This window comes from Xanthocytophaga flava (genome assembly GCF_030068545.1).
In the GTDB taxonomy this organism is placed as follows: domain Bacteria; phylum Bacteroidota; class Bacteroidia; order Cytophagales; family 172606-1; genus Xanthocytophaga; species Xanthocytophaga flava.
Map to the genome: position 1 here is coordinate 364,824 of NZ_JASJOR010000004.1, position 13,847 is coordinate 378,670.

Consider the following 13,847-nt stretch of genomic DNA (forward strand, 5'->3'; position numbering starts at 1 on the left):
GGCTCCTGTTTTTCCTTTGACTCTGTCTAACAAATACTCGTTTTCTTCTCAATCCAATTCCCGGATAAGTACACTTTTAAAGATGTGCCAGCAAAACTGATACCCCCAATTACTGTATACATTGGCAAATCCCATTCGTTCATCGAACAACTCAAAATCAGCAAGTCACTAAAATGATTTTAGAGGAATATACCTATACAAAACACCAATGCACACATTAAAACCTTCTATGAAAAAAATCTTCTACTCAGCTTTATTGCTTAGTATATCCTTCTCTGCCTGGGCGCAGGATAATGCTGCATCCAATCAATATATAAATATGAGTCTGGAAGAACTGATGAACGTACAGGTTGAATCAGCTTCCAAGAAATCAGAAAACTTGTTTGATACCCCATTTTCAGCCTCAGTTCTTACCAAAGAAGAAATCCGAAAAGCAGGAGCAACCAGCATTATGGAAGCTCTACGTCTGGTTCCAGGTGTGATTGTCAGGGAACAAAGCAATGGCAACTATGACATTCACCTGAGAGGTCTGGACAATGTGCCCCCCAGTTCTTTCTTTATGAATTCGATTAACTCCACTACACTGGTTATGATAGATAATCGCCCTGTATACAATTACCTGCAGGGTGGTACCTACTGGGAAACACTCCCCATTGACCTGAATGATGTAGAGAAAATAGAAGTAGTGCGTGGCCCTGCAGCAGCTATGTATGGACCCAACGCAGTATCTGGTGTTATCAATATTATTACACAGAAAAATGCTGGCAACATCAAAAATGTTCAGGCAGTAGCCAATGCACAGTATGGAAGTCTGAATACCCTGATTGCCAATTCCTCTATAGGACATCAGTTTACCAATAAGCTGTCTGCAACTGTCAGCGGAAATTATCAGTCCAGAGGACGGGATGTTTCCTATTATGATTTGAAAACAAACCAGACAGTTGATTCACCCAGTAAGTTAACTCACAATACGATAACCCCACTGTTTGCCAAACCAGACCGGTCAATGGAGAAGTATGGAGCAAACGCATTTATTAACTACAAGGAAAACAATAACATACGATTTGATCTGGCAGCAGGGTTACAGGGTTCGGAGGTTCAGAAAGTAAGTGCAGAAAATACAGTAACACCTATGTCTGTTATGCGTTCCAACTCTACCTATGCAGATCTGAAAGGAGTAATTTACGGGTTAACCAGTCAGGTTTCGTATATATCAGGCGAACAAGACCCTATCATCGGTCAGAGAGGTAGCAAATACGCCTTCAGTGCACTGGATGCAGCCTTTGAATATGAAGTAAAACTTAAACACCTCTCTATCAAACCAGGTTATAGTTACCGCAAAGCGTTATACGACGATACTAAATTCTGGAGTGCGGAAAATTCAGAAGGGGTATTAAGTGGCCGGTATTACATTACTACGCATGCAGCTTCGGTAAGAACTGAATACAATCTGTTTCAGGATAAAGTACGGCTGGCAGGAGCTCTCCGGATGGATAAGTTCAACTATCCTGACAAATGGTATCTGTCATATCAACTGGCAGGAACCTTTAAACCATCCGATAGCCATCTGTTTCGTGTAGTGTATTCACGGGCATTCCGTTCTCCGTTTATCTATGATAACTACATTAATCTGGCTCTTCAGGCTAACAGTGAGCAGGTACATTCTACTACGCTGGTTACAGGAAATAAGAACCTTCAGCAGTTGCAATCGGATATGGTTGAGCTAGGCTACCGGAGCAAACTGGCCAGTAACCTTCAACTGGATCTGGAAACATACTATATCCAGACCAGCAACTATACAAACCTGATTGTAGGGCAGAGACAGATACAAGCTGGCACTCCCGTACAGGTTACAACCTATATTAATGTACAAAACATCCCTCTTACAGTTAACCAATGGGGAACCACACTTTCTTTGAATTATGTACACAAACAGCTTCAGATAAAACCGTTTGTATCCTGGCAGAAAACATTGTTGTATGACTATTCTTATTACAACAACACAGCCGATGGAGCACAAACCTCTGATGGATCTGATCCTGCCACAAATAACATCAACTCAGGAATAGGAACAACCAAAACTCATAAAGCAACTCCTTCTGTGTATGGTGGTGCCTTCATAAACTACCAGTTTAATACGAAATTTAATCTGAACATAAATCCGTATTTCTTTACTAACCAGACACTGTCTCATCAAAATGCAAGCTACACTGTTAAATCTACAGCTGTTGATACCTACAAAGTAGATGCAAAAGTGTTTGTCAATGCAAAATTCTCTTACTCACCCAGCAAGGTCATTACGATCTTTGTAACAGGCAGAAACCTTCTCAACAAACGATCTGCTGAATATTTTCATACAGATGCTATTGGCAGTATGTATCTGGGTGGTATCAATCTCAACCTCGGATCGTTGTAAGTTCTGCTCTGGGCTGAGTACAGAGGATGCTGGTAGTTATCACTATCAGCATCTTTCTTTTTATAGTCCGTCCAAACTTTTAACTTGCCAGTCCAATGCTGTAAGGAGGTATTTCCGGATTCTTTCCGAAAGAGTCGTAATCTACTATCTGTCAGAAAATTTCATTATATGGCTTATCCGGGATTTTGCTGTGAGTTTGTGTTATGCAACTGCTGTCTATGTTTTTGAAAAGAGTATAGACACTGGTTAACTTTTGAGAAATTCCCCTTCCTGAGTTTATTTATAGTTCCTTTCTTCTTTCTTCCACAGGACTCTTCATTTTTTGCTTGTCTTTTCCTACATTGGTTTATTATCTCTTTCTTCACTCTTCCTATCATGTTACTTTTTTGCTTGCCCAAAAGAGGGGCACCAAACGAGAGTTTGGTGAGCCAGATTTGTGCTTTAGCAAAAAAAGGCACTTTCCGCCGATCCTCCTGCCCGCAAGGCCCAAAGCCAACCTCGTGGCGGAAAGAAGGCCAACGCACCTACACTTCCTTTCGCGATTGAAGGTATCTTTACTCTCTTTGTAGCTCCTTTTTTGGGCTTTTTTAAATAGAATGATATCCTTAAAATTCAGGATAACTCATGTAATCCATTACTCATCAAAACATTTTCATCAGGGCATTTTTTGCAGTCCTTCCCATTTCACTTTCCATTTTCCATCTTTGGGAAAACCAGGATTGTTCGTTGCTGCGCCATCATACCCGGCACACATCATAGCAATAGCCGCCAGGAACCCTCCATTTCCAGGAAGATACAATCGCAGGCGTTCATCCTGAAAGTTATGTCCGTTTGGTAAATAGGTGTTGGTTCGGATCGGCATTAGCAGGGCATCAACGGCTTTGTCTGGCAGTCCAAGCCGGGTGGCAGTCATGGCCGTCATCGGGAAGTCCCATCCCCATGTATCCTGCCAGGTCCAGGTGTTCCAGATCAGGTCAAAAGTACGCCGCATAGCTGCTTTATCCAGAAGAGGTGTAACAGGCAGCATTCCCCATGTGCCTAATACCGAAGGGTGATCGGTTTTATATATAGGGTTAGTATATGAATCAGGGGCACTTTCTGCAGCCAGATACACCCCATTAGCTTCTGGCAAAGGTGACAGCTTAGTTAATACTTCATCCCATTCGGCTTTTCGGGGCATTCCCAAGCGTTCCCGCCACTGCTGAGCCACCGATAAACCCCAGTGCCAGTAGGCCAGTTCATAGGTGGGGTTAAAAGTCTCTTCCGGTTTGTAACGTTCCTGTGCCGGAATCACTCCTTTTCCTAAAACATACTTTCCCTTTGCCGGATCCAACCAGGCATAAGAGGCCATAAAATCGGCTGTCGCAAATACGAGATCTTTGTATTTCTCCAGCTTTGCCCGATCCTGTTTATCCCGGTAACACAGTTCTGCAAAATAAATAAAGTGTGGTTGTTGCCAGATCAGAAAAGCTCCTACAGAGGACGGACTTTCCTTTCCTTCCGGATCGGTCATCTTCTGCCAGCGGGCTCCTGTATATCCCTGACGCTTTGCCAGATTTTGTGCTTCCTGATACACCTGCTGATACCAGTTGAGGCTATGTTCCAACAGGTCAAGCCGATTCCAGAGTGCAAAATGGATTGCATGCCACCAATGCATTTCCAGATGTGGCTTGCCAAACCAGCTATTGTATGTTAACCCTGTTTCCTGTGGGGGTTGTGAGTTTACACATTGTATCTTTGTCAAGTATTGAGACAAAATGATCCGTCGTTCCAGTTCATGGGCACGGGGCTCTGTACTTCCGGCAAAATCAACAGCCCCTCCCCTTCTCCAGAAGGCATTCCATCCCTGTACACTACTGGCCTGTGTTTCTGTAAAAGAGGGGACATTACTTATAGAAGCAGGAGAAAACAAACAGGATAACTCAAATACATCTGCCTTGTCGGCAGGTGAGACTACAAAATAATGTTTTTGTGCCTGAGCAACCCTGGCATTTCCTTTCCATTTCAACAGTGTATAATACGTTGTGGTATCTAACTGATGTAGAATAGAAGCAAATTGTGGCTTTGTAGTTTCTACATTGGATATATGCTTGTCAACTTGTTTATAGTTCGTCCCGACATCAGTCCATTCACCTGTAGGATAGGGAAAACGCAGGTTTACCTTGAGTCGTCCCTGAGCGATCAGTTTGGATTGTATTTTTATACTAACCTCATCCTGTTGTGCATGTCCATATGTCCAGACCACAACGGGTTCTCCTTCTACTGAAAACTGACTTTTAATCTCTCCTGTCCAGGGATTCAGTTCCTGGCGGGTATTTTTAATATCCTGAACAGAGACTAGTGTACCATTCTTTTTGTAGATCTCCAGTCCCAGATTGCCTAGTTGCAGCCGGTGCGGATTTTGTCGAAACCAGTTAGATGCCTGCTTGTTGCGTTCCGGTTGAGACCATTGCACACTATAGGTAACTTTTCGTCCATTCAGGGTATATTCTTTCAGCGATTCGTTAAACTGATAACCGACTGTATCCCGAAAACTATGCCATCCCCACTCAGACTGCGTACCCAGTGGCACTCCTTTGGCATAAAACTCCGGAAAGGTTTGCAGGCCTGTTACATCGACTGTAAACGCAAACTTTCCATTGCCTACAGACAGCGAAGCTAATGTATCTGCTTTTGTATTGATTACCTTGTGTCTTTCGACTAATGCCTTCCTGTTAATAGGAGTCTGGGAAGAAACAGTGGTAACATGCCATAGCAGAACCAGCAGAAAATAAAACTTAACAAAATAGTATGTATACATATACTAAAAGATCAATCCATTGTATAAAGTAGTATAGAATACTTCTCTGTTTGTATTAGTCCATTCTGCTTTCTTTTTACCAGAATGCTGTTCAATTTTCCGGTTTTCTATTCTTATCTTACCTTGTCTGCAATACAATAGAAATGCATATTTATTTTTAAGAAGGCATTTTACTATCTTTCTATATTTTTACTTTCATACAAACGTATCTGCCTGTATCCTCAAAACTATGGAAAACTGGAAAACAATTATTCTGCTGCTTGTTGCCAGCCAGGGTATTCTGTTAAGTATGGCGTTATTAACACCATTTCCCAGAAAAGCCAGATCAGCTCCTTTTTTAGGGCTGATTATTCTGATCCTCTCACTGGAACTGCTAAATGCATGGGGGATAACCACACACTACCACCATTCCAAAGATGCTTTACCATTCTGGGTATTGGAATCCTATCTGATATTGCCACCTTCTCTTTATTTCTTTATTCTTGTTAGTACCAATCCTGCGTTTCGATTCAGAACCAGACATTTGCTTTTTTATCTACCTGCTGCAATTGAAATTATAATGGAAACAGCAGCCATCATTCGATTCCGGCTCACAAGACAAGTAACAGATCTCTTTAGTATTCCTGCCTGGTTCTTATTTACAGAGATACTACCTGTTATTGGAATAATAGCTGTTCTCATCTTCTTTGGCAAACAGCTACGTCTTCTTTTAAAAAACCAAAAAGCCTCTTCTCAGACACGTCAGTCTCTGATAAAACTCTATAGCTTCTTTGCCACCTTTCTGCTGCTAAGCATTTTCTGGATAGCGGATGCAGTATTTCTATTGCCTGTGTTTCCTTTTGAGGAAGGAATTATGATTGTATTCCTGTTTACATTAGCCTATACAGGATATTCTAGCTTTACATTCTTTGATACTCCACAAACTTCGGATGTTCCGTTAACAGAATCCGAAACCCAATCTGAATCCCCATTATTTCCGAATTATAATGACAGAACAGAGCTAGCCAGAATGGAAAACTTGTTGAAAGAGACAAAACTATATACACAACCCAAACTTTCACTCGAAGATATGGCAAATGCCCTGCACCTCCCCTCCCGTTATGTCTCCTATCTGATCAATACGTACTATGCTACCAACTTTCATTCGTTTATCAATACGTATCGGGTAGAGGAAGTACTACGCAAAATAAATGATCCGGCAGAGCAGCATAAAACTTTATTAGCTCTGGCTCTGGAATCAGGCTTCAATTCAAAATCTTCTTTCAATCAGGTTTTCAAACTCCACACTGGACAAACACCCTCTACCTATCTTCCCAAAATCAGGGAAAAGGTCTGAAAACACGTTTTTGGACGTCCGAAAAGATGCTCTTAAGCGACACCCTTGTGTCGGATGGCTTTTTTTGCACATAAAAAACCCATGAAAAAAGCATCTTACTGCCTTTGTTTAGTTCTGTCTGGCTGGCTCATGTCGTATACAGGTATGAGTCAATCCTTAACCCAGGGTATCTCCCAAAAACGTATTGCGATTGAGTTTAATCATAATGTCGAGTTTCTGGGCTTTGTCTTCTTTCTGGGTTCTTTAGGCCCTCAATACGAACAAACCGAAGACACCTATTTCGATGGAATCAAAAAGAAAGAATGGCATGCTTTTAATCTTAGTCTCTATCGAAAATATAAATCCTATCAAGCCAATAAGGATTTACAAACAGTAGCCCGATGTATTGAATCACTGGGAGGTAGTAGTCTGATCCGGTTGCTGATTCAGGTAGCGGAATTTCCTCATGCCACACTGCCAGCTTCTATGCCAAAAGAAGAAGTACTGTTTTTCTCTTCCACAAATGATTCGCTGGAAGCTTATTCCCATGCACAGGAATTTTTGCAGGCAGCCAATCGGTTTTACAAAGAGGTGCACTTTGAAAAGTATTTCCAGGAAAATCAACGGCTATATGATCACTCCATGGAACAGATCAGGAAGAATATGCCTCCGGAAGGATTCATTGATGCGATGGAGCAATTTTATAGAAGGCAATTTGATGGCTACCAGCTGCTTCCCAGTCTTACTATTCCTGCCGGAATGGGGTTTGGTCTACAGCTAACAACAGCTGGAAAAACAACTATCCTCAACGCCTTTGGATCATTTGGCCCTCAGCGGTTTGCCAAAGATTCCCTACCGGATATGGGGTTTGCCAATCCCAAACGTTTGCGTGAATTAAGCATTCATGAGTTTGGTCATTCGTTTGTTAATCCAATTATTGCCGATTTGCCTGCAGAATTGACAGAAAGTACTAAATCTTTATTTGATACGATCAAAACGGACATGGAAGATCAAGCCTATCAAAACTGGAAAACCTGTCTGGATGAACATTTTGTACGGGCTGGCGAAGTTATGATTTCACATAATCTGGGTTATTCCCAGGAAGCAGAGGATCTGCTTCAGTATTACATTACAGGTCGTAAATTCATTTACTTGCCTGTCATTATTCAGGAACTGAAAGTATACAACCAAAATCCTTATGTTACCTATGCTTCCACTGTACAAAAGGCATTGGAAAAACTACAGAAGCAAAGCAATGCATTATCAGATCGTGCAGATACAAATGGATTGTGGAATTCTCCGGAACAGATACAGTTTCATACAGAAGACATAGATCTATTCTGGAAGGTATTTGACAAGATGTATCCTCGTATTCAGGGCAGTACCCTTCAGAAAGAATACATAGAGGCCGGAAGTGCAGGCTTGCAAAACTTTATTAAAAACCGTATCGAAAGTGGTAACAAACTTGCCAAAACAATTCGGAAAGAGTTGGATTACTACCAAGCGATACGAGCCAGTTCACTCTCTATTGCCTCACGCAAAGAACAGTTTTATACATGCTTTCACAATCTGAAACAACTTTATCCCGAAGCTCAGTTTCCGGATGTTTATTTTGTGATTGGCAGAAAGAATACAGGCGGCACTATCTTCAAGGGAGGTTTACTTATTGGAGCAGAAATGTTTGGACAACCCACAGCTACCTTTACCCCACGCATTCCTATTGACTATCTGGATGAACTGATTTCTCATGAACTCATTCATTTCCAACAGAAATATAGCAAAAACAACTCATTGCTTGCTCAATGTATACGCGAAGGGGCAGCCGACTTTCTCGGTGAACTTATCAGTGGGGCACACGGCAATCAGGAAATGTATCACTATGCAGAACAACACAAACAGGAACTATGGAAGGAGTTTCTCGCCCGTAAAGATGACAACAACTGGCAGGGATGGCTATATTATTCAAAAGACACTTCACGCCCTAAAGATCTGGGCTACTGGATGGGTTACAAGATCACCCAATCCTATTACCAGCATGCTACTGATAAGTCACAGGCAATAAAAGACATACTCACTATTCAAGACTTTACAGGCTTTCTTGAAAAAAGTAAATGTACTGAGCTATTTGTCAACCCTTAAAACAAAACCCTTATCAAGATATACATATCTGAACTCTGTTCACATGTAAAAAATATTCGAATTATGGTCAAGCCTATAAGAAAAAATAGACACGCAGGCTTGTTGATAAAAATAAAAAGTGAACAGAAATCGAATCAGTTTTGCATTTGACCATAGTTCCGGTCGCTTTTTGTTTTGACTGGTATTCCAGTCACGTTGAAGAAATATTCGAATAATGGTCAATTTCACCTTTGACCGGAATTCCGGTCAATTTTCAGAGTGACTGGTATTCTGTTCACTTGTTGGTTTAACTGGAGTTCCGGTTGCCTCTCTCTATAACAGGAACTCCAGTTACAGAGGATTCTGATTATAATAAGAATAAACGCTAATAGATTAACTTTCATCAAATCACCTTGAGAGCATAAAATACGGAAAGTTGGTTTTAATCCCTTAACTTGGTCTATTCATAGTGTAACTATAAACTTACAAGTACAAGTTACAATTCTGCCTGCTCTGTTTTAGGGGTTCCTTACCATGATATAGTAGGAGATAATGACAAAATGAAAATAAATGCCACATGGACAAGCGACAAATAATAGTAGTTTCATTGTTAATAGTAGTTTGTGGATGCTGGAATACTAGCAAACAGAACAAAGAAAAAAAGCAAGATGATTTTTATACCACTACAGGGGGTTGGGACTGGATACGAGTCCCCCTACTTAAACCCTATGATGTACGAAAAACAGATCCGGAAATTGAAGCTAATTCATGGACTATAAAATTTTATACATCATTAGGAACTTATAATGTCAAGCAAGTGGATGTAAAGGATAGTATTATATTTGTACTAAGCGGAAAGGTTGATGAGAAAAATGATAGTGATAGTACATTAGTAAACTTAATAAATGTACCTACAGGTTGGTATATAATTGATACAAGAAAAAAGATTGAAAAAGGTTTTCCGAGTAAAGAAGAGTTTGAAATGTATATCAAAGAAAACCATTATCCTATTCCACAATGGCATAATATAGATTCCTTGTCAAATGCCCTTAGTCAGGGAGCTCAAGTGCCTTGGCAGCCCAAAGACACGCTTAGTGGAAAATAAAGTATAATTTATTGATTGAAACGACAAAATAGATTATTTCAAATCAACTTGAATGCTAATAATATCAAATCGGTTCAAACGGATGTTGTTTGAATCGATTTGATAAATGGGTCAAAAAAACTAGTTACAATTTCTGTTATCAATTAATAGAACAAATGTAATTGAGGGATCTAAAAATAGGTTTCTGCCCTTACTTCCAAAAGTAGCACTTACTGGTTTATAGCCTTTTAAACCTTTCAGTTTTATTTAGTTGTAACTAGTTTAATGAATTGACTTGACTTTGGGTTTTTAATTATGAGCGTATCTGATAAGTCTTTTCTAACGAAATCAAAACCAGTATACATAATATTAGTGTTCTCTTGGATATGTTCAGATATATAATCCGATAAATAATTACTTTCCAAAAGAGGCAAGTGATTGGCATCTTTTGGGTAAAATCCTTCCCCTTTCTTATATAGTTTAAAACTAATAACTGCTATAATTTTTGATGAGTCTAATTCTCTTGTTTCAATATCTAAAAATTCTCTTTCTAACCAAGCATCATAAGGAAATAGTTCTAAAGAATCGACCTTTAATGTATCTTTATTTAGAAAAAGCAGTGTTTTATAAAATACTCCTTTTTCTTTTGCGTCCTCTATGGTAGGGCTAATATTAGAGTAATATAAACCTCTTTTAGTACTATAAAAAGAAGCCATGATTGCCAGTAAAATTACCAGACCGAATATGCCTAGAACACCTAAAGTCATAAATAAGATCTTCTTCATAAAGATTATTCTCTCATTTTAACACACCGGAATGTCAATGCTTTTAATTTAAACGTTTTTCCTCATTTTTCCTCAGGAAATGATCTCTCCACATCCTGTCCTCCTGTAAGAAACCCTCACTTTTTGCCTTTTTGAAAGGGTCATACCTCTTTCTTTTGTATAGCAGGTTCTCTTCTCTCTGTCCTCCTGAAAGAATCTCCCGCATTTTCGGGATAGTCAGGACAAGATCGGCGATCTTTGGAGCAGATTTTCTCAGATACCAAAATTAGCTTTATTTGTCACATCTGTCCCGACAACTGCCTGCCACGCATCAGCGTGGGCGGGAAGGTTCTTTCAGAAGAACAAAAAGGATTTCTTCAATAGATTTTCTTCAGTTGTACCAATGCTTCTGCCACAATCAATCAACACCAGGTTATTTAGGAATGGTTAATTGTACAGGAGTCAGAGATACCTGTCCCACAATACCTGACTTCTGAGGCTGCCAGTGTGCAGCTGTAAATACACCATCTGTGCCGACATTCTCTTTCCTGCGGGCAGAGACATTGATATTGTAAAACTTCTGCCACCGTTCCCCTTTTTGATCCTTATCAGCAATGCGGTTTGCCATCAGGTTGGTAACAGAGATCTGTAATTGGTTCTGAGCCTTGAGTAATGTCGCTGGAATTACAATCTCGTAGGAAGGGCCAAGCAGTGTACCCACTGGCTGTCCGTTTACCTCAATCCGGGCATGTGTATACACGCTATCCAGTGATAGCAGGTATCCATCTGCTTTTCCATCTGGCTTTGCAAATGAGATAGAATACGTAGCTGTTCCGGAGAATGCCTTCACTCCTTCTGCTGGAAATTCAGTCCATGATTTCAGGGTGGTTGTTTTGATATCTTTTGGTAAGGAAGGACCACCTTCTACAAAATGAATTGTCCATTCTCCAGCCAAAGGTTTAGCACTTCCGGCAGGTTGGTAATAGTCGTAGGATTTTCCGGAAACCAGATTAGCATACTCTTCCAGCAGGCAAGACTCTCCGGGTGCCAGTTGCAAATAAACTTCTATACTGGTTGGGGTAGTTTTGCGAAGCGTTGCTAGTCCCAGCTTTCCTGTCATTGGATTGTATATCCCTGCAGACTGTGCCGGACTTTGGAGAGTAGTCCATCCGGCAAATGGCTTCCGTGTCCGGTTAGCAACAAAATAAACGGTACGATCTCCTATTTTCCGGCGGATATACTGCAAACCGGCATCTGTAATTGTTTCTCTGCGAACATGTGCAGCCGTAAGTAGCTGATCCAGATGATCACCTAGCAGAATCATTCCCTTACCCACTTTTGCAATCTGTAACCCGGTAGATTCTGTAGTTTTAAACGATATCTGTTGTAGAAGATCTTTCAATGCTTTTTGTCGTTGAGAAATATTGCCTAATCCTGGAACATCCACTGGCAGTTTGTTATGAAAAGCAATTGTTGCTCCATTCCGCGCCAGTTCGATTAGTTTTTCCAGAGTGGCTATAGGCATACGTTGCGCTTCCGGAATCAGCAATGTCTGATAGGCGACATTTCCTGTCTGTAACAGATTAGAAGACGAAGACAGATTAGCAATCTGGCGATCTGAAATAAAGTCGTAACTATATCCTCTGTCCACCATCAGTTGCGCATCGGCTTTCAGGGTAGTACCGTTAAACTCTGCCCCTAATCCATCGAAATGTTGTACCGTTCGTTTGCCAGCCTCTGCATACATATCATAGATTGGAAAATAGACCAGCACATCGTTGTCTGATTTTCCATCCTGTAAGAAAGACTGACATCTGGTAACATAGGTGTTCAGTGTACTAAAATCTTTCCAGAACGGATTGGAAGGATGAAAATGAACTGCAGCATAAAATAACCATCCGGGCCATGACTCATTTGCAGGCGAATAGTTAGTACCATGGTAAAAGATATGGTTTACCCCACCCAGCATAAAGAGATCCAGTGCCTGCTTTACATCCCCCAGAGAGGACAGGAAGTGTTCATTCAACCAGGTAGCAGATTCCGATGAAGTCAGTTTTTTACCCATCACATGGGCTGCTGACGAAGCAAATTTGATACGTAGTATGTCAACACCTTCAATCTCAGGAATATCACTGACAGCATACAAATCCAGAATATTGGCAGGTGATCCATGTGCCTGATTTCGGTTGATACGTCCGTGATCTTTTGCCCATGTATGCCATTCCATACTATATTTTTCCAGCAATAACTCTCCTAATGTCTCCCGGTAGTCGCTTCGTACCCGTTGGTTTTGCTCTTCCGAATCTTTTCCAAACAAGGCTGGCAGGTATTGGCGCAGGTCATAGCCTCTGCGGTTCTGAAATTCCTGCAAAAACAAAGGTGTCCAGTTGGCTTCACCCTGCGCATCATCTACCTCATAGGAATCATTGAAAAACGCCCGCAATCCTGTCAGATTATGAGACTGAAATGCTTTGTCAAATTGCTGAAGATAGTTTTTGGTAGCAGTTCCTGAGAAATGATCAATCACATTGCCCTCTCCTCCAGGTCCGGCGCGTTCTACCATCTTTCCATGCCATCCCTGAAAAAGGGCATACAAAGTCCAGTTACCAGCAGGAGCTTTCCAGTTTAGCTGGCCATTAGCCCCAACTTTATCTGTCAGGTTCAGTGCGTCTCCCTTATCGGAATATGCCATCAGGGCCTGCAAAGGCAACGGTTTTTCAAATCGAACCTGATCCAATGCCAGTGCCTGTAAATTTTTATTTTTATAAACCGGTTCTACCAGCTCTGTCATCTTTACAGTATGTCCTACGGCTCTCACAATAGGTTTCTGTATATACTGGACAGAATCTTTTAAACCTTCGCCCCCTTTTACTGTATAGGTCTGGTAGGCAATGTATTTACATGCGTCTTCGTCTGTTACCCACGGACCGCCAAACGGCCATCCGGATGCCTGCGCCATATCAATACCCATATTCAGTCTTTTGGCCTCCTGCAATGTATGTTCGAGCATTTCCATCCATTTGGGCGATAGAAACTCAATAAACTGATCTTCGTATCCTTTTACCCCATAGATAGGTGTTATCTCTAATCCTCCTAATCCTGCCTTCTGATACTGCTCCATCAATGCAGTCAAGTCCTTCTTATTGACTGCACTTCCCATCCACCACCACCGGGACCAGGGTTTTTGTTCATAGGTAGCAGCAGGCCAGGCAAGTTGGGCACTTACATTTGTAGAAATAAGGAATGCAAGTGCAACTACTCTCAACAGTTTGTCGGGCAAATAGTATCGATATGCTAAAAAATTCATACGAGTTGATTGTATGGTTTGAGGTATCATACGTTAATAAACG

At 41.0% G+C, this 13,847-nt stretch carries 7 protein-coding genes; 4 read left to right on the top strand and 3 right to left on the bottom strand.

Annotation, left to right across the window (positions count from 1 at the left end; genetic code table 11):
• The first annotated feature begins 229 nt into the window (after nucleotides 1-229).
• Nucleotides 230-2,416, top strand: coding sequence for a TonB-dependent receptor plug domain-containing protein (locus tag QNI15_RS08670; RefSeq protein ID WP_314031406.1), 2,187 nt, complete (start codon nucleotides 230-232; stop codon nucleotides 2,414-2,416).
• 655 nt (nucleotides 2,417-3,071) lie between these two features.
• On the opposite strand, the gene QNI15_RS08675 is transcribed toward QNI15_RS08670, so the two are convergent.
• On the bottom strand, nucleotides 3,072-5,216 hold the full coding sequence (locus QNI15_RS08675; protein ID WP_314031407.1) for a hypothetical protein: 2,145 nt from the start codon (nucleotides 5,214-5,216) through the stop codon (nucleotides 3,072-3,074).
• Between the two features lie 229 nt (nucleotides 5,217-5,445).
• Here QNI15_RS08675 and QNI15_RS08680 point away from each other — a divergent pair, with 229 nt between their 5' ends.
• From QNI15_RS08680 to QNI15_RS08690, 3 genes are all read left to right on the top strand, one after another.
• On the top strand, nucleotides 5,446-6,552 hold the full coding sequence (locus QNI15_RS08680) for a helix-turn-helix domain-containing protein (protein WP_314031408.1): 1,107 nt from the start codon (nucleotides 5,446-5,448) through the stop codon (nucleotides 6,550-6,552).
• An 81-nt stretch (nucleotides 6,553-6,633) separates the two neighbouring features.
• On the top strand, nucleotides 6,634-8,670 hold the full coding sequence (locus tag QNI15_RS08685; RefSeq protein ID WP_314031409.1) for a DUF4932 domain-containing protein: 2,037 nt from the start codon (nucleotides 6,634-6,636) through the stop codon (nucleotides 8,668-8,670).
• 556 nt (nucleotides 8,671-9,226) lie between these two features.
• Nucleotides 9,227-9,754, top strand: coding sequence for a hypothetical protein (locus QNI15_RS08690; protein WP_313990017.1), 528 nt, complete (start codon nucleotides 9,227-9,229; stop codon nucleotides 9,752-9,754).
• Between the two features lie 242 nt (nucleotides 9,755-9,996).
• On the opposite strand, the gene QNI15_RS08695 is transcribed toward QNI15_RS08690, so the two are convergent.
• A complete protein-coding gene (locus QNI15_RS08695) occupies nucleotides 9,997-10,518 on the bottom strand; it encodes a hypothetical protein (protein ID WP_314002305.1) in 522 nt (173 codons plus the stop codon).
• Between the two features lie 412 nt (nucleotides 10,519-10,930).
• On the bottom strand, nucleotides 10,931-13,804 hold the full coding sequence (locus tag QNI15_RS08700; protein ID WP_314031411.1) for a glycosyl hydrolase: 2,874 nt from the start codon (nucleotides 13,802-13,804) through the stop codon (nucleotides 10,931-10,933).
• Nucleotides 13,805-13,847: the final 43 nt, after the last annotated feature.